The sequence below is a fragment of the Roseovarius sp. MBR-6 genome (assembly GCF_040547525.1).
Lineage (GTDB): Bacteria > Pseudomonadota > Alphaproteobacteria > Rhodobacterales > Rhodobacteraceae > Roseovarius.
Genome location: NZ_JBEPPW010000005.1, coordinates 213,698 through 237,824 on the forward strand (window position 1 = coordinate 213,698; position 24,127 = coordinate 237,824).

The following is a 24,127-nucleotide window of genomic DNA, read 5'->3' on the forward strand; positions in this document are numbered from 1 at the left end:
CTCAGATCCCTATCTCGTCATCGGCACTGCCCAGATAGGCCTCGATCACGCGCTCGTTGTTGCGGATCTCCTCGGGCGTGCCCTCGGCGATCTTTTCGCCGAAATTGAGCACGACGATCCGGTCGGAGATCTTCATCACGGCGGGCATGTCATGCTCGACCAGAAGCACGGTCACGCCGCGTTCGTCGCGCACCTTGCGCACCAGATCGACCATTTTCATGGTCTCGTCGTGGTTCATTCCGGCAAAAGGCTCGTCCAGAAGCAGAACCCTCGGATCGGTCGCAAGACCGATGGCGATGCCGAGCGCGCGCAGGTTGCCCTGCGGCAGGTTCGACGCCTGCTCATCGGCAATCGCGCGCATCCCGAGAAAGTCGATCAAGTCATCGGCATAGTTGCCAAAGCTCTCGACATCCTCGCGCGCGCGGCGCGTGCCCCAGAAATACCCGGCCAGAGACGCCCGCGCGCGCAGGTGCTGCGCCACGATGACGCTTTCGCGCACCGTCATCGACTTGAAGATCGTTGTCTCCTGAAAGGTGCGCACAATGCCCATGCGCGCCACGATATGCGGGCTGAGGTTCGAGATCCGCTCGCCGTTGTAAAGCACCTCGCCGCTCGTGGTGGGCAGAAAGGACGAGATCATCTTGAACAGGGTCGACTTGCCCGCGCCATTGGGGCCGATCACCGACAGGATTTCGTTCTCGTGCACGTCGAAGGAGATGTCGTTATTGGCCGTCAGCCCGCCGAATTTCTTGGTGACGTGTCGCAGTTCGAGAAGCGCGCTCATTTGCCCGACCCTCCCCGTTTCGGCAGACGCAGGCTCAAAAGCCCGTTGGGAAGAACGAGGATCAGCACGATCAGCAGACTGGAATAGATCAGCATCTGGTATTTGCCGAACTCGAACAGCAGATCCCACCCGAAATAGAGCACCAATGTCCCCAGCATCGGCCCGAACACATAGCCCAGACCGCCGAGAAAGCAGTTGAGCATGAAGTTGACGCTATCGGCGACCTGAAAGCTGGACGGGTAGACCGATTGCGCTATGGAGCCGAACATCGCCCCGCCGATACCGCCGAAAAAGGACGAAATGGCAAAAATCACGATCCGGATATAGGCAATGTTGACGCCGATGGAGCTGGCCAGTTCCTCGTTTTGCTGCATCGACCGGCACAGATGGCCCAGCCGCGAATTGACCAGCCGATACATCGCCGCGAAAGTCAGCACCATAAGCACGGCGGTGGTGTAGTAGAACGCCTGCCGCGGACTCTCGAGGTCCGCGAAATCGGGGATGAGCGTGATCCCCAGAACCGACAACTCCCCCGGCAGCGGGATCGAGGTGATGCCCTTGGCCCCGTTGGTGATTGGCAGCGCCAGAGCGGTCAGCGTGACGACCTGCGTCAGAACAAGGGTGATCATGGCAAAGTAAACCCCCCGAAGCCGCAGGATCGGCAGACCGATCAACACCGCGCAAAAGGCGGCGAAAAGCCCCGCAATCGGCAGTGACAGCCAAAAGGACATCCCCGCCTTGGTCACCAGGATAGCCGAGACATAGGCCCCGATCAGCGCAAAGGCACCCTGTCCGATATTGATCCGACCGATATAGAAGGTCAGCCACACCCCCGCGCTTGCGATGGCCAACAGGCCGACCGAGGTCAACGTGAAGAACAGGTCGTTGCGCCCCATGGCGGCGATGGTCATGGGCACGGCGACGAACACCAGGGCCAGAAACACCGACAGACCGACCCATTCGGTTTTCGACAGGTTCAGCATCCCCTCACCCCCACGGCTTGCCCATCAGCCCTTGCGGGCGGAAGGCCAGGAAGATCATCAGCGACACGAAGATCATCAGATAGGTAATGTCGCCATATTGCGAGAGCACGGCCAGGCCGATCGCCTCGAGAAAGCCGAGGATGATGCCGCCCGCGATAGCGCCCGAAATGACGCCCGCGCCGCCGATCATCACCATCATGAAGGCCTTTATCGAGGTTGGCCCCCCCATCCCGAGATTGACCCCGGTGATGGTGACCAGAAGCCCGCCGACCAGCCCCGCGAGCATCGCGCCCAGGGCAAAGCCGATCATCGAATACCGCTCGACATTGACACCCATCAACTGCGCCGCCGTGCGGTCCTGAGCCAGCGCGCGCAGGGCGCGCCCGGTTCTGGAATGCTGCATGAAAAGGATGAATCCGACGATCGACAGGATCGCCAGACCGCAGATCAGGATGCGGTCATAGGGCATGATCAGGCGGAAATCCCAGTTGAAAACGCCATCAACGATCTTGGGCACGCCGCGCTGTTTTTCGCCGAACACAAGCAGGATCACCGCATCGAACAGGAACGCGAGCCCTGCGGCCAGAAGCATCGTGCTTTCTTCGCGCGAGGATCGTCGGATCACCGGCCCGAAGAGGAATTTCTCGATCAACGCGCCCAGAACGAACAGCGTGACGCAAGACATCAGCAGCCCCACGACAAACGGAAAGCCAAGCTGCCCGTAGAACGTGTAAGTGACAAAACCGCCGAGAACATACATTTGCCCATGGGCAAAATTGAGGACGTTCATCAGCGCGAAGATAAGCGTAAGCCCGAGGGCGATCATCGCGTATTGCGCGCCCAGATAGACCCCGTTCGCAAGAATTTGTTCCATGCCGTCCCCGCCGGTTTGTCAGTGTCCGCTCCGGGCCATGGCGCGGCCCGGAGATGAGCATGTCTGCGGCCGGGCATGACACCCGACCGGGAGGGCGCGCGCCGCTCAGTCGACCTCGGCGACGAACAGCGTCTCGAACCCGCCATCGCGGTAGACGTTGACGACCAGCGGCACCGCCACCTGACGCTTTTGCCCGAAGGACGTCATGCCGACGTAACGCAGCTTTGCATCGCCCACCATGTAGGGGTTGGGGGCCTCGAACGTGTCCATTGTCGCCTTGAACGCCTCGACATCACCAATCCCGGCCGGGTTGGCCTTGAGCGTCTCGAGGATGTATTCGAGCGCATAGACCTTGGTGTTGGACTCGTCGTTGTATTCCCCGAACATATCGGTATAGCGCGTCACGAAGTCGCGCATCATGTCCGAGGCAAGCTCGGGCGTGGAGGCTCCGCCGACCGAGATGAAACCGTTGGCCAGATCGCCCGCCCCCTCTTGCAGCACCTGCGCATCCTGCGCGGTTTCGGTCGAGATGATCCCCTGAAAGCCCAGTTCGCGCGCCGAGCGGATCAGCTGCGGCGCATTGGCGGGCGATACGCCCGACAGCACCAGCAGATCCGGCCGCGTCCGCATCACCGGCGTCAGCACCGGGGTGAAATCGGTCGTGTCCACCTGATAGGTCACGCTGTCCGAAACCACGTCAAGACCGAGTTCTTTCGCGGCGGCCACACCGCCGTCACGCTGGCTGAGGGGGTCGGATTCGTTGGCCGCGATGAACGCCACCGTTTTCACGCCCTCGTTTTCCATCAGGTATTTGTAGATCGCGGGCCCGGACTGGTAATTGGCCACCATGCCCAGGACGGCGTTCGAGGCGGGGGGCGTGTATAGCTCCTTGGGAAAGGCATAGGGGAAATAGATGATGCCATTGGCCTCGGCCACCGGACGCACGGCGGCGGCACCGTCATCCACGTTCGGCCCGACCACGTAGTGAATGCCCTCCTGCGCCATCTTTTCCATGCCCGCGATCGCGCGCTTGGGGTCTTTCTGATCGTCAAACGACACGATTTCGATGTCATAGGTGGTGTCGCCGATGGTATAGCCGCCGGTCTCGTTGATCCAGGCGGCGCGCGTCTCCATCGAGCGCTGGTTGGAAATGCCCCAGGCCGCCGCCGGGCCGCTCGTGACCCCGACGAAGCCGATCTTGAGCGTCGGATTCTCGGCCAGCGCGCCGGTGCTCGTCAGCGCCGAGAGCGCAACCGCCGCCATGGTGGATTTCAATATCGTTCTGCGTTTCATGACTTTCTCCTCTGTTGAGCGTGACCCGATCGCCTCTGTGCCGGGGTTCACAAACCTATTCTTCGGTGCAGGCTGGTAACAGGGAAGTATTGTTAACAATACATGTCAACAAAAATATCGCGCGGACAACACAATCGAGAGGCTCCGTGTTGACCTCTTGCGCGGTTGGTGTCTTTTTTAGGCACATGCGTAACTCTGCCAGCGGGGGTCCAGAGCTTTGAGCGTGCGGCACATTCGGGATGCGGATTCTTCGCTTGACGACGAACACAGGATCGTTGACCGGATCTACAGCGCGGTGATGCAGCAGGCCCTCGCGCCCAGAACCAAGCTGAGCGAGGCCACCATCTGCGAGAGTTTCGGTGTCGGGCGGATGCGCGCCCGCCGAGCGCTTTTGCTGCTGGCGAGCCAGGGCATTGTCGAATTGCGCTCGAACCGCGGGGCCTTTGTGGCGAGCCCGGACCAAAGGGATGCCGACGAGATTTTCGAGGCCCGCATCCATATCGAGCCAAGCCTGACAGCCCAGGTGGCACAGCGCTACGACGCGGCGGGCCTGAGGACATTGCGCGATCATGTCGCCAAGGAAAAAAGCGCGCGAGCCTCCGAGAACAGGCAGGAAATCATCCGTCTGTCGGGAGAGTTTCATGTTCTCATCGCAACCGTGTCCGGCAATGGCTTTCTCACCCGCACCCTGCGCGAACTGGTGACGCGGACATCGCTTATCGTGGCGATGTTCGGATCGGGGCCGGCATCATGCTGCCGCGAGGACGAGCATGAAACGATCCTCGACGCCATCGAGGCGCGCGATGCCTCTCGCGCGTCAGACCTCGCAAGGGCGCATCTCGAGACGATCCGACGCAATCTGGACTTCACCAAGACCCCTGACTCCGGCTCCGATCTGGTCAGCGTTCTGCGGTCACCATCCTTCTCCGGTTCGGTCACAAGCCAGACGGCCGCGCCGAAGGAATTGAAGAATTTCGCCAACGGGTCGTGATCGAAATCGCGCTGGCGGGCACACGTGCCAATGCGCGCAAGCGTGAGACCGAACGTTGTTTGCGGCCTGTGTCGGTCTCTCAATATGGCCGAAAGGAGCTTCTGGCGATGACGGATGGCTTTCGCGAAAGCAAGCAAGGCTGGCGCGCGCTGCTGCTCGATCTCTAGCGCCTCAAGTTGATTTACTGATTTTTGATTTGTTTTTTGGTACCGCCTCCCTGGCTTGAACAGGGGACCTCTGGATCCACAATCCAGCGCTCTAACCAACTGAGCTAAGGCGGCACTGGAGGGCGATTTAACTTTACCGCTCTGTGATTGCAAGCCCGTTCTGACGCCTGCGGCCCTTGTCAGCCATGGACAAACCCGCTAGCAAACTTCGCAGATCGAGGAGGCGGCCATGGGCATCAATACCGAGCGCGACATCGAGGCCAATCTTCAGATCGGACCGACGGATCAGGGCATGGTGCGGCTGTTCATCGAGGCGCAAGGCCTCGAGATACCCATGGATTTCGACCCGGAAGAGGCCGAGGAGATCGCCGAGGAACTGCGTGCCGCCGCGGCTGCGGCGCGGCGCAAGGGGTCATAGGCCGGGATCGCTCAGGCGCTGAACCCGGCGCGCGGCGTCGCGGGCAAAGCGCCGGATGAGGGCTGTGCGGCGCGCCGGTGCCAGCCGCGTCCCGGGAGCCATGCGCAGGATTTCGGCATCGTAATCGTCGGCGATGATGAGGCCGGTGCCTTCCGGCAGAAGGTCGGTAGGGAAATCCGCATCCACCGCCCAGAAATACCGGTCACACCAGTCAAGATAGCCCTGCCACTTGCCATCGCCGAGGTAATCGGCGCGGCTCGATTTGCATTCCACCACCCAGATCTCTCCCTTGGGCCCAAGCGCCATGACATCGACACGCCGCCCGCGTTCGGGAACGAATTCCTCCAGTGCCGCGAAATCGAGGCTGGAGAGGTGCCGACAGACGCCGCGCGCAAGGCGCTGACCGGGCAGGCGGGGGCGAAGGGTCTGTGCCATGGTGAAATTATGAACAGAACACGAACGTGCGCAACCCCTTGTCGTGGGACCTGCAAACGCCTACTTCTGCGATGTGACGGGTGCTGCTCTTCTCGACAACGGTTGCATTCCAGTGGCCTTAAGCAATTCCGAGGGAGTTGGCTCTGTCCGGATCCTGGTCCGGTTACCCGACGCCCACCTGTATATACAGGTCCTCGGGAATGAGAACACCGAACGGCTGCGGCGGGCCCGTCACACCCTCCGGCAACACCATGAAAAACGCGGGATTACTGCCCGCGCCACGGCGTCCGGTTGCGGGCCTCCACCCGCACGGGGATGGTCGCATACTCGCGCCGCATCACGCGCTGACGGTGGCCGCCGCGCGGCTCGTCATCGTCATCATCCTTCATCCGCATGACGGCAATGGCGAATTGCACCCCGGCAAAGACGATACCGTTGGCCAGCCAGAGAATCAGCACGGCCAGCACGCCCTTGTCCGAATGGGTCACGAGATGCCAGAGATTGGCGATGTTGAACCACAGGAGCATGGCCACAAAGACGCCCGCGAGGCCAAAGCCGATGGCAACCTGCGTGATGTAGAGGCGAATGAGCTTGGGCATGGCGGACCTCCGTTACTCCGCACATAAGCCTAAGACGTTAAGAATGAATTACAAGCGTTGAAATACGGATGTGACCCGGACAGCGGCCCTCCGCTCAGCGGCAATAGGGCCCGCCCCGGTGCCGCGCGGTATCGAAATGAAAGTGATCGCGGTGGTGGCGGTCCGATTCGGGGCCGAGCACCGTGCCGAACGGCCCGCAGGCATCGCGATGCAAGCGTCTGAGAATGCGCCCCTTCTGCCCCCGGTCCCAATCCTCGAGCACCGAGATTTCCGAACCATCGCGCAGTTGCAGCGCGGCGATGTCGATGGCGCGGCCCTTGCCGTGTTCGGAGATGCGCGCGCCGCTTTGGTGGTTGCGGGTGCGGCAGACGTAATGCGCCGGCACGCGCAGGCCCACAAGCCCGCCCCCCATGCGCCCCACCTCCGGCTGCGCGCTCTCGCGCACCCATTGGCCGAGGCTGCGCGCGGTCGGGCAATCGAGCGTGGCAGGCTGGCTGAGGCGCACACCATGCACCGCTTCGAGGCGCACCGCGCGCTCGACCCCGCAGCCCGGGACCTGATCGGGGACAAGGCCCGAGACCGTGCCCGAGAGACCCGGCACGCCGCACAATTCTCCTGCGCGGCTCACCTCAGTGTCACCGCGCCCGCAAGAGGTGGCCATGAGGGCGAGGGCGAGGGCAAGCGCGGACCTCATGCCTTTTTCGCCCGCCCGAAATCGGGCGCGTCCACGTCCTGACCAGCCTCGATGATGCCGCGACGGATCGCGCGGGTGCGGGTGAAATAGGCGTGCAGGTGATCGCCGTCGCCGGTACGGATGGCGCGTTGCAGCGCGAAAAGCTCTTCGGTGAAGCGGCCCAGAATCTCCAAAGTCGCCTGACGGTTGTTGAGAAACACGTCGCGCCACATGGTCGGGTCCGAGGCCGCGATGCGGGTGAAATCGCGGAAACCGGCGGCGGAATACTTGATCACCTCGCTGTCGGTCACGCGGCGCAGATCGTCGGCCACGCCCACCATGGTATAGGCGATGAGATGCGGCGCATGAGAGGTCACCGCCAGCACCAGATCGTGATGCTCGGCCTCCATCTCGTCGGTATGGCTTCCCAGCGCCTGCCAGAACGCCTCCAGCCGCTCGACGGCGGCGCGGTCGCTGCCCTCCTGCGGCACGATGAGACACCAGCGGTTGTCGAAAAGCTCGGCAAAGCCCGCGCGTGGCCCGGAATGCTCGGTCCCCGCCAGCGGATGCGCGGGGACGAAATGCACGGTGTCGGGCAGATGCGGCGCCACCGCCTCGATCACCGCTTTCTTGACCGAGCCGACATCGCTGACCGTGGCCCCCGGTTTCAGCACCGGGCCGATTTCGGCAGCGACCGCGCCCATGGCCCCCACCGGCACGCAGAGCACCACAAGATCCGCGCCCGTCGCGGCCTCGGCGGCGCTGTCGCAGACGCGGTCACAGAGGCCGATCTCACGCGCGATTGCACGGGTCTCTGCGGTGCGGGCATAGCCCGTGATCTCGCCCGCCACGCCCGCACGCCGCATTGCATGGGCCATGGACGAGGCAATGAGGCCAAGCCCGATCAGAGCCACGCGCTCATAGATCACGCTCATCGCGCGCCTGCCTTGAATTGCCCAACGGCATGGGCGACACGGCGGCAGGCGGGCTCGTCGCCCACGGTGATGCGCAGGCAGTTGGGCAGTTTGTAGCCCGCCACGCGCCGCACGATCAGCCCCTCGGACCTAAGGTAGGCGTCGCAGGCTTCGGCCTCCTCGCGGCTGCCAAGCCGGGCCAGGATGAAATTCGCGGTCGATGTGTCGGAGGGCACGCCATGCTCGGCCAGCGCTTCGGCCAGCCAGGCGCGCAGGCGGGTGTTCTCCTCGCGGCATTTCTCGGCCCAGGCGGTATCGCGTATCGCCGCCTCGGCGGTGGCAAGCGCCGCGCTCGAGAGGTTGAACGGCCCGCGCACCCGGTTGAGCACATCGACGACATGCCCCGGCCCGTAGCCCCAGCCGACGCGCAGCCCGCCCAGCCCGTAAAGCTTGGAAAAGGTGCGCGTCATCACCACGTTCTCGCGCGCCTCGACCAGCGCTGCGCCGCCATCATAGCCCTCGACATATTCGGCATAGGCCCCGTCGATCACCAGAAGCGCGCGGTCGGGCAGCCCCTCGGCCAGACGGCGCAATTCTGCCTCGCCGATCATCGTTCCGGTGGGGTTGTTGGGATTGGCGACAAAGATCAGTCGCGTGGCCTCGGTGCAGGCGGAAAGGATCGCGTTCACATCGGTCACGCGCTCGCGTTCGGGCACCTCGACCGGGGTTGCGCCATTGGCCAGCGCGCTGATGCGATACATGGCAAAGCCATGCTCGGTATGGATCACCTCATCGCCGGGACCGGCATAGCACTGGCAGAGAAAGGCAATGATCTCGTCGCTGCCCACACCGCAGACGATACGCGCGGGATCAAGCCCGTGAACCTCGGCGATGGCCGCGCGTAGCGAAGCGTGATCGGTGGACGGGTATCGATGCAGATCGAACGCCGCGCGGCGGAACGCCTCCTTGGCGGCCTCGGAGGGGCCGAACGGGTTTTCGTTGGAGCTGAGCTTGACCACATTGGCCACACCCTCCACATGCGAGGCACCGCCCTCGTAAAGGGCGATGTCGAGGATGCCGGGTTGCGGCGCGATCTGGGTCATGGCAGGTCTCTCCTTGGCCGTTCCCGTATCTAGCCTCGGGCGCGGGGCAAGGAAAGATTGAAACTGCCACCAAAGGGGCTCTGTGGCCCTCGGGTCTCATGCCGACGGTAGACCACCGCTTTCGGGGGGATGACGGTGCGCCGGTGGCCAAGCGCACGTCAATCGCGGCGCGCGATCAGGCGGTCTTGAGGCTGCGCAGCAACTCGAACAACTGCGCGCGCCGCCGGGCCTGCCGGGCCGCGCGGTGATAGGGCAGGGCGGGGGCCGCCTCGTTGCTGTGTTTCACCACGGATTTGAGCCACCGCTGTTTCATCTGCCTTGTCCTTTTGCTCGATTGCCGCCTTGGGCATTGTTTCGGTTAAGGCAACGATGCTCCCGGTTTGAGGCCGTGATTTGACAAAACCGGGATAATATCGGGCAGAGTAAGACTTTCTTTCGCCGCAATCCAAGCGGGTCACACGGCAAAGTCCGCCTCGCGCATGAGCCGGTTCGAGGCGGTCTCCACCTCCTCCTCCAGCCGCGCGAGAAACACGTGCTTCTCAAGACCGGGGGCGATCTCGGGCAGGTATTCGATCACCGCTACCCCCGGCTTGCGGTAGATGCCGCGCTTGGGCCAGAACACGCCCACATTGGTCGCAACCGGGTGGCAGGTCTGCCCCAGTTGCTCATAGAGAACGGCGGTGCCGATCTTGTAGGGGCGCACATCTCCCGGCGCCACCCGCGTTCCCTGGGCGAAAATGATGAGCTGACCGGGCCGCGCCAGCCCGCGCGCGACGTCGGCCACCATCTTCTTGATCGCCGCGCCGCGCTTGCCCCGGTCCACCGGCACACAGCCGATGCGCAACCCGTATTGGCCAACGATGGGTGCCCAAATCAATTCGCGCTTCATGATGAACTTGCCGGAGGGCAGGCTGCCGAAGATCATCAGGATGTCGAGAAAGCTCTGATGCTTGGCAGCGACCAGCACCGCGCCCGAGGGCGGCGTGCCGCGCACCTCGGTCTTCAGCCCCACCATCCAGCCTGCGGTCCAGCAGACCCAGCGGCAATAGCTCTTGCACGCCGCCAGGGCACCGCGCGGGCTGAGCAGGGCCCAGGGTAGAAAGCCAATGCCGATCACCCCCAGCATGACATACATCTGGCAAACGAAAAGCAGCGAGCGCACCCATTGCACGACATATCTCATGGCATTTCCTCCAGTGTGCGGCGCGCGGCGGTCAGCGTCGCCCCAAAGGCCACCAGCCCCGCGAGCGGCGGAATGACGAAGGGCCAGAGCCAGTGCCAGCCCTGAAAGCCGAGGCCCGTCAGAAACCCGCCCTCGACCTGCGCCGCAGGCAGCGCGAGAATCGCCAGACAGCCCAGAACCGTGCCGATCGCCGCCCCCGCCAGCCCGCGCGCGGCAAAGCGGCGGACGAAGGCGCGCGCGATATAGCCGTCCTGCGCCCCCACCAGCCGCAACACGCTGATCACCTGCGCATTGGCGGCAAGGGCGGCCTGCGCGGCGAGCGTGATCATCGCCGCCGTCGCCGCCGCGATGAGGCCAAGCGCGACCAGCCCAAGCAGCCGCAGCCGCCCCGCCGCGCGCGTCAGCGGCTCGCGCCAGCGGGTGTGATCGTCAAGCACGGCGCCCGGCACCTCGGCCGCCAGCCGCAGCCGCAGGCCCTGCGCGTCGAACCCCGCGCCGGTCTCGATCACCTCGATCAGGCGGGGAATGGGCAGTTGATCGAGCGGCAGGCCCGGGCCGAACCACGGCTCCAGCAGCGCCGCCTGCTCGATATCCGAAAGCGCGCGGGCGCGCGCCACGCCGGTCGTCGTCTCGAGCACCCGCAACGCCGCGGCGGTCTGCGCGGCCATCTGCGCCTCCGGGGCCGAGATGCGCACGGTCGCGGTGCGCGCAAGCTCGTTGCCCCAGCGATCCGCAAGCCGCCCCGTCGCCAACGACAGCGCCAGCGCGAAGACCGCGAGAAACGCCATCGCCCCCGCGCTGAAGAGCGTGAGCCAGGCCGTGAACCCGGTGGGCGGCACGACCCGGTCGGCCTGCGCGTCCCCCGCAAGCATCCCCCGCACCGCGGTCATGTCGAGCCTCAAAGGTCCGCCCCCGCGAATTGCAACCGCCGCGACGCGATCCGCAGCACCCGCGTCTGCACATGCGCCTTGGCCGCGCGGATGAGCGCCAGATCATGCGTGGCGATAAGGATGGTCTTGCCCATGCGGTTCAGTTCGATCAGCAGGCGCAGCAGGCGCTGCGACATCTCCCAGTCCACGTTGCCGGTGGGCTCGTCCGCCAGCACCACATCGGGCGACATGATCACCGCGCGCGCCAGCGCCGCGCGCTGACGTTCTCCACCCGACAGTTCCGGCGGCAGGGCCTGCGCGCGCTCCTTGAGACCGACCCAGCCCACCAGTTCGCGCAGGTTCGGCTCCTCGGCCAACAGGTCGCGCCCCGAAACCGACAGCGGCAGCGCGATATTGTCCGCGACGCTCAGATGATCCAGAAACTGGCAATCCTGATGCACCACCCCGATGCGGCGGCGCGCCATGGCCACGTCGTCGCGTGTCATCTCGCGCCGGTCCTGCGCAAACAGGCGCACCGTGCCAGAACTTGGCACCAACGCGCCGTAGCACAGCTTCAGCAGCGTCGTCTTGCCCGACCCGGACGGCCCGGTGAGGAAATGGAACGAGCCGGGCGCAAGCGAGAGCGACACATCGCCCAGCAACTCACCCCCGCCATAGGAATAGGCCACAGATTCAAGCTCGATCACCGCACCGCCCCTTGTGTCCAGCAGCCCCCTTCATGCCCCAGAGGCCACACATGTGCAATCACTGCACGCGTGATTCGCTTTGTCCTTTTCCATGAGCGGTGAAGCGCTTATGGTCCTTAACAACGAGCACAACCCAAGAAGCGGAACAGGCGGCAGGGGGTGAAATGAGGCTGACATGTCCGAATTGCGGGGCGCAATACGAGGTGCCCGATGCGGTCATCCCTGTGTCGGGCCGCGATGTGCAATGCTCGAACTGCGGCAATACGTGGTTTCAGCATCATGCCGACCATGCCCCGGACGACACGGAAACGGAACCGGAGCCAGAGGCGGTTGAGCCAGAGCGTGAACCGGAGCCAGAGCCGGTCCCCGAGGATGTGCCTGTATCCCCGCCGGAAGCGGCCCCCGAACCGCTGCCACAGCCGGGGCCGCCCCCCGCCGCGCAACGCCGCATCGACCCCGAGATTGCCGAAATCCTGCGCGAAGAGGCCGAGCGCGAGCGCGCCGCGCGCGCGTCCGAGGCAGGCGACCGGCTTGAGACCCAGCCCGATCTCGGGCTTGACGCCCCCGCCTCCGACGAACGCAGCCAACAGGCCCGCTCGCGCATGGAGCGGCTGCGCGGCGGCGCGACCCGGCCAGAGCCCCCTCCCGAGGACACCACGCCCGAAGAGATCGACCCGCCCTCGCGGCGCAACCTTTTCCCCGATATCGACGAAATCAATTCCTCGCTCTCGGCGCACGAAGACAATGGTGCCGTCGTGCGCCCCCCCATCCTGCCCGAAGAGGCGCTGCCCACGCCTCGCAAGAGCGGCTTTCGCACCGGCTTTCGCCTCGCGGTGATCACCTGCGTGGTCGCGCTCATTGTCTATCTCATGGCCCCGACCATCACCGCCATGGCACCGGGTCTGGAACGCCCGGTTGCGCAATATGTCGCTGCGGTGGATGCTCTGCGGGGGTTGCTGTCACAGGCGGTCGCAGGGATCATCGGGCGGGGGTAGCGTCTGACTGATCTTCCGCATCGCCCCATTCCGGGCTGCGTGTCGGTCCAACCGGTCCCACGCCGGAACTGACCGTCCAGAGCGTGTCGCGTTCATTCGAATTCACACGACACACTCTAACTTATTGATTTCGCATGTTCGAGAAGCTCAAAACCGGTTCCCACTTTTGAGCAACATGCTCTAGAACCGCTCCAGCAGCCGCTTGAGATACTCAAGCTCCACATCCGGGCGCGCGCCCTCGCCCGAGCGGCGGCGGATCTCGTCCAGCAGGTCGCGCGCGCGGCGATAGACATCGTCGCCCTGAAGCAGGTTGTCCTGCGTGCCCGCGTTGCGCCCCTGACCCCGTTCGCGGCCCAGCGGATCGGCCTGCGCCATGCCCGGCTGTCCCTGCTGTCCGTTCTGCCCGCCGGGCTGGCCCTCCTGTGCCATCGCCTCGCCCATGTTGCGCATCCCCTCGCGGAGCGCCTCCATTGCGTCGGCCTGTTCGCCGAGCGCGCCCGCCAGATCGTCGTTGCGCAGCGCCTCCGCCGCGCCCTCCATCGAGCGTTCGGCGCGCTCCAGCGCATCGCGGGCGGCCTCGCCCGCCTCACCGCCCAGTTGCGGCAGACCGCCGCGCTGGCGCTCCAGCTCGCGGCGCAGCGCCTCCTGCCGCTCCGCAAGCGATCCGGCCTCATTGCCCTCCGCCTGATCCTGACCCTGACCGCCGGGTTGCGCGCCGCCTTCACCGCCGCCCTGCCCCTGCTGGCCGTCATGGCTCTGGCCGCGACCGTCACCGCCCGACCGGCCCTCGTTGCCCTGCGACTGGCCGCGCTGCGCATTGGGGTTGAACTGTTCCTGAAGATCGCGGAACGCCTGATCCGACAGGCCCTGCTGCTCGCGCAGCGTCTCGGCCAGACCCTCCATCGCCTGCTGGCCCTCCGACTGGCCCTGGCCTTGGGTGACCTGCATGTTCTCCATCATGCGCTGGAATTCCTCCAGCGCCTGCTGCGCCTCGGCAAAGCGGCCCTGTTCCATCAATTCCTGGATGCGGTCCATCATGTCCTGCAGATCCTGTTGGTTCATCTGCATCATGTTCTCGGCGCTTTGCTGGCTGCCGCCCTCCTCGTCCTCGCGCTGTGCCTCGGCCATCTTCTGGCGCAGATAGTCCTGCGTCGCGTCGCGCAGATCCTGCATCAGGCGCGCGATTTCCTCAGGCGTGGCGCCGTTCTTCATCGCCTCGCTGAGCCGCTCCTGCGCCGCGCGCATCCGTTCCAGCGCGTCGCCGATATCGCCATCCTCCAGAAGCAGCGCCAGATCCCACAGCGCCTGCGCGATCTCGTCACGCCCCGCCTCATCCAGCCCTTCGACCGCCTTCGCCTCCAGTTGCCGCAGAATCACCCGCAGCCGCAAATAGGCTTTCTCGGAGCGAAACAGCCCCTCGCGCGGCTTGTAGGACACCGCCCGCAGCACCTGCGCCACGCGCGCGGCATTGTCGCGCGTCCACAAAAGGTCGCGCCGCTGCTCGATCACCGCTGCCGCCAGCGGGTTGAAAAAGCGCCGCGCGGGGAGGGCCATCTCCACCGGGTCGGAAAGCCCGTCCTGCCCCGCAGCATCCGTAACCCGCAGCCGCAGCGTGACCGGCAGATGCGCCCAAGGGTGTTCCGACAGGTTCTCGATCAGCGTCTCGGTAAATTCCGCGCGGTTGCCGGTCAGCGGCAGCGGCAGATCGAGCGTGATCGCCTCGCGCGGCTCGGGGTCCGCCGCCAGACCATGCCGACGCTCGAGCCGGTCCATGTCGAGCGCGAAAACCGCCGCGCCCCCGGTCACGCCATAATCGTCGCGCGCCTCGAAGGGCTGGCTCATCTGACCGTCAAAGGTCGTCTTGGCCTCGCCCTCGATGATCGCCACCTCGGGGGCGGTGTCGGGCACCGCCGTCACCCGCCAGCCGCGCCCGCCCGGACCGGCAATCGTGATCTCCCCGTCGCGCGCGATGGTCAGGCTCTGCTCGGGTGCCTCCGGCGTGGCAACAGGCTCGCCCGAAACCGTCTCTTCCAGCCGCAGCGCCCCCACCTCGCCGTAGAAACGCAGCGTGACCCGGCTGCCTGCCGGAGCCTGTAGCGTCTCACCCTGATCAGCCAGGTAAAGGCTCGGCAGGCCGGTATGGACGGGCGGCTCGATCCAGCCTTCCCATGCCGGACCAGAGGCCAGCGCCGCGCCCGTGCCCGCCCCCGGCACGATCTGTGCCACGGTGCCCGCGCGCCAGACCGACCCAAAGACCAACCCCGTCACCAGCGCCAGAAGCGCCACGTATCGCATCCCGTAAGGGTCGCGCCGCGCCAGCCGCAGATCGGGAGAGACGGCGCGCGCGTCTTGCGCCCGAGCGGCCATGCGCGCCTGATGCGCGCGCCAGAGCGCGGCAGAGGCGGCATCGCCCGCCCCCACCGCCTGCACATCGCCCAGCGCCGCCAGGGGCCGCCCCGGCATCACCGCATCGACCCTCGCCAGCGCCTCGGCGTGCGCGGGCCACTGAAAGCGCCGCCAGCCCCGAACGCCAAAGATCATCGCCGCCAGCGCGATGACGCCCGCCGCCGCCTGTGCCACCGCCAGCGGCACCAATTCGTGCAGGCCCAGCAAGACCGCCGCCGCCCCAGCCGCCAGCACGCTCCACAAAGGCCAGAAGGCGCGCACCAGCCGCTCGGCAAGCAGTCCCGCCCAGGTCAGCCACAGAACCCGGCGCAACCGCGCCAGAATCGGGGTCAGAAGCTCGCCTTGCTCGGTCATCGCGTCACCGCTCCTATCCGGCCCTTGACGCGCCGTGCGTCAGAGCCACTCGGGGATGGTATCGCGATTCAGCATTTCGTCAAAGCTTGGACGCGCACGGATCACGGCAAAGTCACGCCCGTTCACCAGAACCTCGGGGATCAGGGGCCGTGTGTTGTATTCGCTCGCCATCACCGCGCCATAGGCCCCGGCGCTGCGGAACGCCACCAGATCGCCCGCCGCCAGCGGGGGCATCTGGCGCGCGCGCGCGAAGGTATCGCCGCTCTCGCAGACGGGCCCCACAACGTCATAGGGGCGGTGCTCTACCCCCGGCGCGGGTTCGATCACCGGGACGATATCGTGATGCGCATCATACATGGCCGGGCGAATGAGGTCGTTCATCGCCGCGTCGAGAATGAGAAAATCGCGCCCCTCGCCCTCTTTCACGTAGATCACCCCGCTCACCAGCACGCCGGCATTGCCGACGATCAGGCGACCCGGCTCGATCTCGATCTCGCAATCCAGATGCCCCAGCACCTCGCGGATCAGCGCGCCGTATTCGGTGGGCAGGGGGGGGGCCTCGTTCGAGCGGGTATAGGGAATACCCAAGCCCCCCCCCAGATCGAGACGGCGGATGTCATGACCATCGGCGCGCAACGCATGGGTCAGCTCGGCCACCTTCTCATAGGCAGCGCGAAAGGGCGCAAGCTCGGTCAACTGGCTGCCGATATGCACGTCGATACCAACCACCTCCAGCCCCGGCAGTCGGGCCGCTTCGGCATAAACGGTGCGGGCGCGAGAAATCGGAATGCCGAACTTGTTCTCGCTTTTGCCGGTGGCGATCTTGGCATGGGTTTTCGCGTCCACATCCGGATTGACCCGGATGGTGATCGGGGCAACCTTGCCAAGGCTTGCCGCCACCTCGCTCAGCACGCGCAGCTCGGGCTCACTCTCGACATTGAACTGCCGGATCCCGCCGATCAGCGCCACGCGCATTTCCTCACGCGTCTTGCCCACGCCCGAGAACACGATCCGCTCCCCCGGCACGCCCGCCGCGATCGCGCGGGCATATTCCCCGCCCGAAACCACATCCATCCCCGCGCCAAGCGCCGCCAGCGTGCGCAAGATCGCCTGATTGCTCGCCGCCTTCATGGCGTAGCACACCAGATGATCCATCCCCGTCAGCGCCTCGTCGAAGAGGCGATAATGCCGCGCCAGCGTCGCGGTGGAATAGCAATAGAACGGTGTGCCCACCGCTGCCGCGATCTCCGGCAGCGGCACCTCCTCGGCATGCAGCACACCGCCCCGGTAGATAAAATGATCCAAGCCCTAGCCCCGCTTCATCTTGCCAGAAATATCCAAATCGCTCACGCCTGCCGCAGGCCGCGCAAGAAAAGATAGAGCGGCAGGCCGCAACTGACCCCGATGCCGAACGTCGCCGGAATCGCCAGCAGGCCCAGCCAGCGCCGATGCTGCACCGCCTCGGCCACGACCCAGACCGTCAGCGTCACGGCGGCAATCGTCAGGTCCCAGACCAGCCCCGATGTGGCCGCGTTGACATGCCAGGCATCGACCATCGCCATCAGGTCATAGCCGTTCTCACCGAACCACGCCAGAAACCACGACATCGGATGCACCGCGCCCCAGAGCGCCAGCGCCAGCCAGACCCATCTCACAGGCTCACCCCCACGCCGACGCTGACCCCGTTGTTCGAGGCCCCGGCGGTGACATTTCCCACCTTGACGCCCACCCCCGCCGAGACGTTCCCGCCGCTGCCGGCCGTCACCACGGTGTCGACCTTGGGCCGCACCGGATCGCCCTCCACGCCGCAGCCCGCCAGCGTGAGCGCGGACATCAGAACCAAGAGCCTCATTTCAAACGCTCCTTCCAGCGCGCCACCTGCACGCGCACCTGTTCGGGGGCGGTGCCGCCGTAGCTCATCCGTGACGCCACCGAATTATGCACGCCCAGCACATCATAGACCGCTGCGGTGATTTCGCCATGCACCTCTTGCATCTCGTCAAGGCCGAGATCCGGCAGGTCACAGCCCCGCGCCTCGGCGCGGGCCACAAGACTGCCGGTGACGTGATGCGCATCGCGGAACGGCATGTCCAGCACCCGCACCAGCCAATCGGCCAGATCCGTCGCGGTCGAAAAGCCGGACCCGGCGGCGGTCTCCAGATTGTCCTTTTGTGCCTGCATGTCGCGGACCATCCCCTCCATCGCCGCCAGCGCCAGCATCAGGTTGTCGGCGGCATCAAAGACCTGTTCCTTGTCCTCCTGCATGTCCTTGGAATAGGCCAAGGGCAGCCCCTTCATCACCATCATCAGCGCCACATTGGCCCCGAAAATGCGCCCCACCTTGGCGCGGATCAATTCCGCCGCGTCGGGGTTCTTCTTCTGCGGCATGATGCTTGATCCGGTCGAGAACCGATCCGACAAAGCGACAAAGCGGAACTGCGCAGAGGACCAGATCACCAATTCCTCGGCAAAGCGGCTCAGATGCATCGCGCAGATGCTGGCCGCACCCAGAAATTCCAGCGCGAAATCGCGGTCGCTCACGGCGTCGAGCGAATTGGCACAGGGGCGATCAAACCCCAACGCCCGCGCCGTCATCTCCCGATCAATCGGAAAGCTGGTTCCGGCTAGCGCCGCCGCGCCCAGCGGGCATTCGTTCATCCGCACCCGCGCGTCCCGCACCCGGCTCAGATCGCGGCCGAACATCTCGACATAGGCCATCATGTGATGGCCCCAGGTGACGGGCTGCGCGGTTTGCAGATGGGTGAAGCCCGGCATCACCCAATCCGCCCCCGCCTCGGCCTGTGTCACCAGCGCGCGCATCAACGCTTGCAAGGCCTGATCCACCGCATCCAGTTGATCGCGCACCCAGAGCCGGAAATCCGTGGCCACCTGATCGTTGCGCGAGCGGCCCGTATGCAGCCGCCCCGCCGGCTCCCCCACCAAAGCCTTCAATCGCGCCTCGACATTCATGTGAATATCCTCAAGGGCGGTCGAAAATGCGAATTCCCCCCCCTCGATCTCTGACAAGACCGTGAGAAGCCCTTCCCTCATGGCCTCGGCATCCTTATCACTGACAATACCTGTGGCGGCCAGCATGGCGGCATGGGCACGCGACCCGGCGATATCCTGCGCCGCCATCCGCTTGTCGAATGAGATCGAGGCATTAATTGCCTCCATGATCGCATCCGGCCCGGCGGCGAAGCGGCCGCCCCACATCTGGTTCGAGGTCGTGTCAGTCATGTCTTTTGCCCTTCGGAGGGATTTATGAGAACCATTCGTCAGCTCGTCCTTTATATGTCCCTCGCGCTTGGTGCAAACGCCGCTGTGGCCGATACCGCAGCCCTTGAGGCGCTGCGCGACGGGCACATGAAAAAGCTCATGTTCCACGCCGCGCCCAAACCCGCCCCGCTCACCGAATTCGAGCGTGCAGACGGCACGACCGGCACGCTTGCCGATTATCGCGGGCAGCATGTGGTGCTGAATTTCTGGGCCACATGGTGCGCGCCCTGCCGCGCCGAGATGCCGACGCTCGCCAATCTCCAGACCGAGTTGGGCAGCGAGGCGTTTTCCGTCGTGACCATCGCCACCGGCCGCAACCCACCGCCCGCGATGAAGAAATTCTTCGACGAGATCGGCGTCACCAACCTGCCGCTGCACCGCGACCCCAAGAGTGCACTTGCCCGGGAAATGGGTGTCTTCGGCCTGCCCATCACGGTGATCCTCGACCCCGACGGCCATGAGCTTGCGCGGCTCACCGGCGACGCCGATTGGGACAGCGACAGCGCCAAGGCGATTATCCGGGCGCTGGTCGAGGGGACGGCAGAGGGCTGAGTTCGGGCAAGCGTCAGGCGGGGGGTGTCCTGCCCGTCCGGCATCCAGTGTCGTCCAGTGTCGTCGTCCCGTCCTCATCCGCGACTTGCCCATCCCGGGCGGGGCGGGTAGTTTCGCGCTGTGACCGGGGGTCAGGGCGTCGGTCATCATTGAAATCCGGTTGGTCGGGTGGTCTCTATCCGACTGCGTTTCGCCCTCACCGCAACGGCGACATGACCCCTGCCGTTGCGCCAACCAGATCTTGAAAGGGCGTTTGATGGCGCAGTTTTCCAGAATGATCCGCGTTCTCGCACTCTGCACGGGTCTGGTGCCAGGTTTGGCCATGGCGCAACAGGCGGCACCCGCCCCGCCCGTGACGGTGGTGACACTCTCGCCGCAGGATGTGACGTTGACTTCGCTTTTGCCGGGGCGGGTGGCGGCCTCGGCCGAGGCAGAGGTGCGCCCACAGGTCAATGGCATCATCACCGAACGCCTGTTCGACGAGGGCGCGGATGTGACGATGGGCGACCCGCTCTATCAGATCGACACCGCCACCTATGAGGCCGCCGTGCGACAGGCGCGCGCCAGTGTGGCGCAAGCCGAGGCGCAATTGCGGGCGGCAGAACGCGAGGCACGCCGGCTGGTGGAATTGCAAGCGCGCAACGTGGCCAGCGAACAGGCGCTGGATGAGGCGACATCGACCCGCGATTCGGCGGCGGCGGGGCTTGATCTGGCCGAGGCGCAGCTCAATTCCGCCGAGATCGAGCTGTCGCGCGCCACGATCCGGGCGCGGCTATCGGGGCGTATCGGCCTGTCGAAGACCTCACAGGGGGCGCTTGTGACCGCCAGTCAGGCAGAACCGCTGGCGGTGATCCGCACCATAGATCCGGTTTATGTCGACGTGACCCAATCCGCCGCCGAGCTTCTGCGCTGGCGTCGCGGCGAGACGGCGCGCGACCTTGAAGGCGCGGACGCCACGGTGCGGTTGCGGCTGGCGGACGGATCCGACTTTGGCGAGACGGGACATCTCAAGGCGGCAGAACCGAACGTGAACCCGCAAACCGGCGTCGTCACGCTGCGGATGCAGTTCGACAATCCCGATCTTCTCTTGCTGCCGGGCATGTATGTGCTGGTGGAAATGCCCGTGGAAAAGGCCGAAGCGGTCTATCTCGTGCCGCAGGAGGCCGTGATCCGGGACCGGCGCGGGCGGCCCATGGCCTGGGTGGTCAATGGCGCGGGCGTGATCGAGGAACGCGCGCTCAGCGTCATTCAGGACCGGGGTAACGCCTGGGTGGTGGATGCGGGGCTGAACCCCGGTGATCGCGTGATGGTGGCGGGATTTCAAAAGGCCGCGCCCGGTGCCACGGTCACACCCGAAGAGCGCGCCGACGCGCCGCAACAGTAACCAACCGGGCAGGGATTATTCCGCATGGCCAGCTTTTTCATCGACCGCCCGGTATTCGCATGGGTCATCTCCATCCTGATCATGGGGGTCGGGGTTCTGGCCATCCTGATCCTGCCGGTCGCACAGTATCCGCAGATCGCACCGCCCTCTGTCACGGTTTCGGCCGCCTATCCCGGGGCCTCTGCCGATACGGTGGCCAACACGGTCACGCAGGTGATCGAGCAGCAGATGACCGGGCTGGATGGTCTTCGGTATTTTTCGTCGCGCTCGACCTCGGCGGGGAGCGCAGAGGTCACCCTGACCTTCGAGACCGGCACCGATGCCGACATCGCGCAGGTTCAGGTTCAAAACAAGCTGGGACAGGCCACGCCGCTTTTGCCCGAGATCGTGCAACGGCAGGGTATCACGGTCGAGAAATCGTCCGCCGGGTTCCTGATGGTGGTGGGGATGATCTCGACCGATGGCACGCTCGAACAGGTGGACCTGTCGGATTACATGGTCACGAACCTTGTTGATGAACTGAGCCGGATCGCGGGGGTCGGATCGGTCAATGTGTTCGGCGCGCAATATGCGATGCGCATCTGGCTTGATCCGTCCAAGCTGGCAGGGTTCGGCCTGACGCCGTCGGATGTGGTGGCGGCGGTTTCGGCGCAGAACGCGCAGATCTCGGCGGGCGCTTTTGGCGCGCTCCCGACAGTCGAGGGACAGCAGCTTAACGCCACGGTCACCGCGCAATCGCTGCTCGGCACGCCCGAGGAGTTCCGCCAGATCGTTCTGCGCGCCGAGACCGATGGCGGTCTCGTGCTGCTTGACGATGTGGCGCGGGTCGAGATCGGGGCGGAAAACTACGCCACCACGGCGCGGTTCAATACGGACCCGGCGGCGGGCATGGCGATCACCCTCGCACCCGGTGCCAATGCGCTCGATACCGCCCGCGCGATCAAGGAGCGGATGGCCGAATTCGCCCGGTTCTTTCCCGAAGGTGTCGATTACGTGATCCCCTATGACACCACGCCCTTTGTCGAGATTTCGATCAAGGAGGTGGTCAAGACCCTGTTCGAGGCGATTGGCCTCGTGTTCCTCGTGATGTTCCTCTTCCTGCAGAACCTGCGCGCCACGCTCATTCCCACACTGGCGGTGCCGGTCGTCCTGTTGGGCACCTTCGGCGTGCTGGCGGCGGCCGGGTTCTCGATCAACACGCTGACCATGCTGGCGATGGTTCTGGCCATTGGCCTCTTGGTCGATGACGCCATCGTGGTGGTGGAAAACGTCGAGCGGATCATGGAGGAAGAGGGCCTTGGCCCCCGTGAGGCCACGCATAAATCCATGGGTCAGATCACCGGCGCGCTGGTGGGCATCGCCATGGTGCTCTCGGCGGTGTTCGTGCCGATGGCGTTCTTTCCCGGCTCCACCGGCGTGATCTATCAGCAATTCGCGATCACTATCGTTTCGGCCATGGCGCTGTCGGTGGTCGTGGCGATCACGCTGACACCGGCGCTTTGCGCGTCCCTGCTCAAGCCCAAGGGCCATGCCCCGGCGCGCGGACCGTTCGCATGGTTCAATACAGGGTTTGGCAAGCTCACCAATGGCTATGGTGGCACGGTGGGCTGGTCGGTGCGCCGACCGGTGCGGGTCTTCGTGGTCTATCTGGCGCTTGCACTCGGCATGGCGCTGATGTTCCTGCGCACACCCACCGGGTTCCTGCCCGAAGAGGATCAGGGTATTCTATTCACCCTCATCCAGACGCCCACCGGTTCGAGCGCCGAGCGGACGCTGGAGGTGATCAAGCAGGTCGAGGACTATTATCTGACGCAGGAAACCGATGTGGTGAATTCCATGTTCGGCGTCGTCGGCTTCAGCTTTTCCGGCAACGGTCAGAACATGGGCCTGGCCTTCGTGCAACTCAAGGACTGGGACGAGCGCCCGCGCCCGGATCAAAGCGTGCAGGCCCTTGCGGGCCGCGCCTTTGGTGCCTTCAGCCAGATCCGTGACGCCATGGTGTTTCCCGTCGTGCCGCCCTCGGTCATCGAGCTTGGCAATGTCTCGGGGTTTGATTTCTATCTGCAAGCGCGTGCCGGGCAGAGCCATGCCGACCTGATGGCGGCGCGCAATCAGCTTCTGGGCATGGCCGCGCAAAGCGATCTCATCGCCTCCGCGCGGCCCAACGGGCTGGAGGATGCGGCGCAGTTCAACCTCGATATCGACTGGCGCAAGGCGGGGGCCATGGGCCTTACCCCGACCGACGTGGGTCAATTGCTGCAAATCGCCTGGGCCGGGACCTACGTGAACGATTTCCTCGATCAGGGCCGGATCAAGCGGGTCTATGTGCAGGGCGAGGCCGATGCGCGGGCACAGCCCACCGATATCGAGAAATGGCGGGTGCGCAACGCCAGCGGCGGGTTGGTGCCGTTTTCCAATTTCACCGAAGGCCGCTGGGATTACGGCGCACAGGGCCTATACCGCTATAACGGCATCCCGTCGGTGCAATTGCAGGGCACGCCCGCGCCCGGCGTCTCGACCGGCGAGGCGATGGCCGAGATGGAGCGTCTCGTTGCGCAACTCGGGCAGGGGTATGAACTGGCCTGGACCGGCCTGTCACTCGAGGAACGCGAATCGGGCAGTCAGGCACCGCTGCTTTACGCGCTCTCATTGGCGGCGGTGTTCCTGTCGCTCGCGGCGCTTTATGAAAGCTGGTCGATTCCCTTTGCGGTGATGCTCGCCATGCCCATCGGTATCGTCGGCGCGCTCACAGGCGCGTGGATCGGCGGCTTCGAGAACGGGGTGTTCTTTCAGGTGGGCTTGTTGACGGTGGTCGGCCTGACCGGCAAGAACGCCATCCTGATCGTCGAGTTCGCCCGCGACCGATACGAGGCGGGCGAGGGCATCCTGGAGGCCGTGACCGAGGCCGCGCGCCAGCGGTTTCGGCCCATCATCATGACCTCCATGGCCTTTTCCCTGGGCGTTCTGCCGCTGGTGCTGAGTTCCGGCGCGGGCTCCGGCGGGCGCAATGCCATCGGCTCCGGCGTGCTGAGCGGGACGATTTCCGGCACGGTGCTGGGCGTGGTGTTCGTGCCGCTCTTCTTTGTCATCGTGACGCGGCTCTTCGGGCGGACCAAGCCGCGCGAGTGATCCTTTGTTCTTGTGTGAGGGCATCGGGCTCTGAC

The 24,127-nt window shown here is 65.1% G+C and carries 23 protein-coding genes, 1 tRNA gene and 2 pseudogenes; 7 read left to right on the top strand and 19 right to left on the bottom strand.

Annotated features, from left to right (window positions below):
- Position 1: 1 nt before the first annotated feature.
- From ABIE57_RS09095 to ABIE57_RS09110, 4 genes are all read right to left on the bottom strand, one after another.
- Positions 2–784, bottom strand: a complete 783-nt coding sequence (locus ABIE57_RS09095; RefSeq protein ID WP_354538692.1) for an ABC transporter ATP-binding protein — start codon at positions 782–784, stop codon at positions 2–4.
- A complete protein-coding gene (locus tag ABIE57_RS09100; RefSeq protein ID WP_354538693.1) occupies positions 781–1,767 on the bottom strand; it encodes a branched-chain amino acid ABC transporter permease in 987 nt (328 codons plus the stop codon). The genes ABIE57_RS09095 and ABIE57_RS09100 overlap by 4 nt, the downstream gene beginning before the upstream one ends.
- A 4-nt stretch (positions 1,768–1,771) precedes the next feature.
- Positions 1,772–2,641, bottom strand: a complete 870-nt coding sequence (locus tag ABIE57_RS09105) for a branched-chain amino acid ABC transporter permease (RefSeq protein WP_354538694.1) — start codon at positions 2,639–2,641, stop codon at positions 1,772–1,774.
- A 105-nt stretch (positions 2,642–2,746) separates the two neighbouring features.
- On the bottom strand, positions 2,747–3,934 hold the full coding sequence (locus ABIE57_RS09110) for an ABC transporter substrate-binding protein (protein ID WP_354538695.1): 1,188 nt from the start codon (positions 3,932–3,934) through the stop codon (positions 2,747–2,749).
- Between the two features lie 223 nt (positions 3,935–4,157).
- On the opposite strand from ABIE57_RS09110, the pseudogene ABIE57_RS09115 reads away from it, so the two are divergent.
- Both ABIE57_RS09115 and ABIE57_RS20600 read left to right on the top strand, forming a co-directional pair.
- Positions 4,158–4,766 (top strand): annotated as a pseudogene (locus ABIE57_RS09115) (GntR family transcriptional regulator); the annotation flags it as partial.
- Positions 4,767–4,942: 176 nt separating this feature from the next.
- Positions 4,943–5,089, top strand: a pseudogene (locus ABIE57_RS20600) (IS256 family transposase); the annotation flags it as partial.
- 40 nt (positions 5,090–5,129) lie between these two features.
- Here the strand turns inward: ABIE57_RS20600 and ABIE57_RS09125 are convergent.
- Positions 5,130–5,206 (bottom strand) — tRNA-His (locus tag ABIE57_RS09125).
- Positions 5,207–5,321: 115 nt separating this feature from the next.
- Between ABIE57_RS09125 and ABIE57_RS09130 the strand changes: the two genes are divergently transcribed.
- Positions 5,322–5,510, top strand: a complete 189-nt coding sequence (locus tag ABIE57_RS09130; RefSeq protein WP_354538697.1) for a DUF6324 family protein — start codon at positions 5,322–5,324, stop codon at positions 5,508–5,510.
- On the opposite strand, the gene ABIE57_RS09135 is transcribed toward ABIE57_RS09130, so the two are convergent.
- The 9 genes from ABIE57_RS09135 to ABIE57_RS09175 form a co-directional block, all read right to left on the bottom strand.
- Positions 5,505–5,945: an MmcB family DNA repair protein gene (locus ABIE57_RS09135; RefSeq protein WP_354538698.1), complete on the bottom strand. Its 441-nt coding sequence runs from the start codon at positions 5,943–5,945 to the stop codon at positions 5,505–5,507. The two genes, ABIE57_RS09130 and ABIE57_RS09135, sit on opposite strands and share 6 nt — an antisense overlap.
- Positions 5,946–6,211: 266 nt before the next feature.
- Positions 6,212–6,544: a hypothetical protein gene (locus ABIE57_RS09140; RefSeq protein WP_354538699.1), complete on the bottom strand. Its 333-nt coding sequence runs from the start codon at positions 6,542–6,544 to the stop codon at positions 6,212–6,214.
- Positions 6,545–6,638: 94 nt separating this feature from the next.
- The gene (locus tag ABIE57_RS09145) at positions 6,639–7,238 is read right to left on the bottom strand and encodes an extensin-like domain-containing protein (protein WP_354538700.1); all 600 of its coding nucleotides are present in this window, start codon (positions 7,236–7,238) and stop codon (positions 6,639–6,641) included.
- Positions 7,235–8,152: a prephenate/arogenate dehydrogenase family protein gene (locus ABIE57_RS09150; RefSeq protein WP_354538701.1), complete on the bottom strand. Its 918-nt coding sequence runs from the start codon at positions 8,150–8,152 to the stop codon at positions 7,235–7,237. Before ABIE57_RS09150 ends, ABIE57_RS09145 begins: the two co-directional genes overlap by 4 nt.
- Positions 8,149–9,234, bottom strand: coding sequence for a histidinol-phosphate transaminase (gene hisC / locus ABIE57_RS09155; RefSeq protein ID WP_354538702.1), 1,086 nt, complete (start codon positions 9,232–9,234; stop codon positions 8,149–8,151). Before hisC ends, ABIE57_RS09150 begins: the two co-directional genes overlap by 4 nt.
- 175 nt (positions 9,235–9,409) lie before the next feature.
- Positions 9,410–9,547 (bottom strand): hypothetical protein, encoded by a 138-nt coding sequence (locus ABIE57_RS09160; protein WP_354538703.1) that lies wholly within the window; start codon positions 9,545–9,547, stop codon positions 9,410–9,412.
- 141 nt (positions 9,548–9,688) lie between these two features.
- Positions 9,689–10,417, bottom strand: a complete 729-nt coding sequence (locus tag ABIE57_RS09165; RefSeq protein ID WP_354538704.1) for a lysophospholipid acyltransferase family protein — start codon at positions 10,415–10,417, stop codon at positions 9,689–9,691.
- The gene (locus ABIE57_RS09170) at positions 10,414–11,307 is read right to left on the bottom strand and encodes a cell division protein FtsX (RefSeq protein WP_354538705.1); all 894 of its coding nucleotides are present in this window, start codon (positions 11,305–11,307) and stop codon (positions 10,414–10,416) included. Before ABIE57_RS09170 ends, ABIE57_RS09165 begins: the two co-directional genes overlap by 4 nt.
- Positions 11,308–11,315: 8 nt before the next feature.
- Positions 11,316–11,993, bottom strand: coding sequence for a cell division ATP-binding protein FtsE (locus ABIE57_RS09175; RefSeq protein WP_354538706.1), 678 nt, complete (start codon positions 11,991–11,993; stop codon positions 11,316–11,318).
- 164 nt (positions 11,994–12,157) lie between these two features.
- On the opposite strand from ABIE57_RS09175, the gene ABIE57_RS09180 reads away from it, so the two are divergent.
- Positions 12,158–12,988, top strand: a complete 831-nt coding sequence (locus ABIE57_RS09180) for a zinc-ribbon domain-containing protein (protein ID WP_354538707.1) — start codon at positions 12,158–12,160, stop codon at positions 12,986–12,988.
- A gap of 180 nt (positions 12,989–13,168) precedes the next feature.
- Here ABIE57_RS09180 and ABIE57_RS09185 read toward each other — a convergent pair whose 3' ends face one another.
- The 5 genes from ABIE57_RS09185 to argH are packed head-to-tail and all read right to left on the bottom strand — an operon-like array spanning position 13,169 to position 18,988.
- Entirely contained in the window at positions 13,169–15,748 is a 2,580-nt protein-coding gene (locus tag ABIE57_RS09185; protein ID WP_354538708.1) for a TIGR02302 family protein, read from the bottom strand.
- A 39-nt stretch (positions 15,749–15,787) separates the two neighbouring features.
- Entirely contained in the window at positions 15,788–17,053 is a 1,266-nt protein-coding gene (gene lysA / locus ABIE57_RS09190; RefSeq protein WP_354538709.1) for a diaminopimelate decarboxylase, read from the bottom strand.
- Between the two features lie 41 nt (positions 17,054–17,094).
- Positions 17,095–17,403, bottom strand: coding sequence for a DUF2834 domain-containing protein (locus tag ABIE57_RS09195; protein ID WP_354538710.1), 309 nt, complete (start codon positions 17,401–17,403; stop codon positions 17,095–17,097).
- Positions 17,400–17,600, bottom strand: a complete 201-nt coding sequence (locus ABIE57_RS09200) for a lipoprotein (protein WP_354538711.1) — start codon at positions 17,598–17,600, stop codon at positions 17,400–17,402. Before ABIE57_RS09200 ends, ABIE57_RS09195 begins: the two co-directional genes overlap by 4 nt.
- A complete protein-coding gene (gene argH, locus ABIE57_RS09205; protein WP_354538712.1) occupies positions 17,597–18,988 on the bottom strand; it encodes an argininosuccinate lyase in 1,392 nt (463 codons plus the stop codon). Before argH ends, ABIE57_RS09200 begins: the two co-directional genes overlap by 4 nt.
- 24 nt (positions 18,989–19,012) lie before the next feature.
- On the opposite strand from argH, the gene ABIE57_RS09210 reads away from it, so the two are divergent.
- The 3 genes from ABIE57_RS09210 to ABIE57_RS09220 all read left to right on the top strand — a co-directional run bounded on the left by ABIE57_RS09210 (position 19,013) and on the right by ABIE57_RS09220 (position 24,092).
- Positions 19,013–19,579, top strand: a complete 567-nt coding sequence (locus ABIE57_RS09210; RefSeq protein ID WP_354538713.1) for a TlpA family protein disulfide reductase — start codon at positions 19,013–19,015, stop codon at positions 19,577–19,579.
- Between the two features lie 274 nt (positions 19,580–19,853).
- The gene (locus ABIE57_RS09215) at positions 19,854–20,963 is read left to right on the top strand and encodes an efflux RND transporter periplasmic adaptor subunit (protein WP_354538714.1); all 1,110 of its coding nucleotides are present in this window, start codon (positions 19,854–19,856) and stop codon (positions 20,961–20,963) included.
- Positions 20,964–20,987: 24 nt separating this feature from the next.
- On the top strand, positions 20,988–24,092 hold the full coding sequence (locus tag ABIE57_RS09220) for an efflux RND transporter permease subunit (protein ID WP_354538715.1): 3,105 nt from the start codon (positions 20,988–20,990) through the stop codon (positions 24,090–24,092).
- The last annotated feature ends 35 nt before the right edge of the window (positions 24,093–24,127 follow it).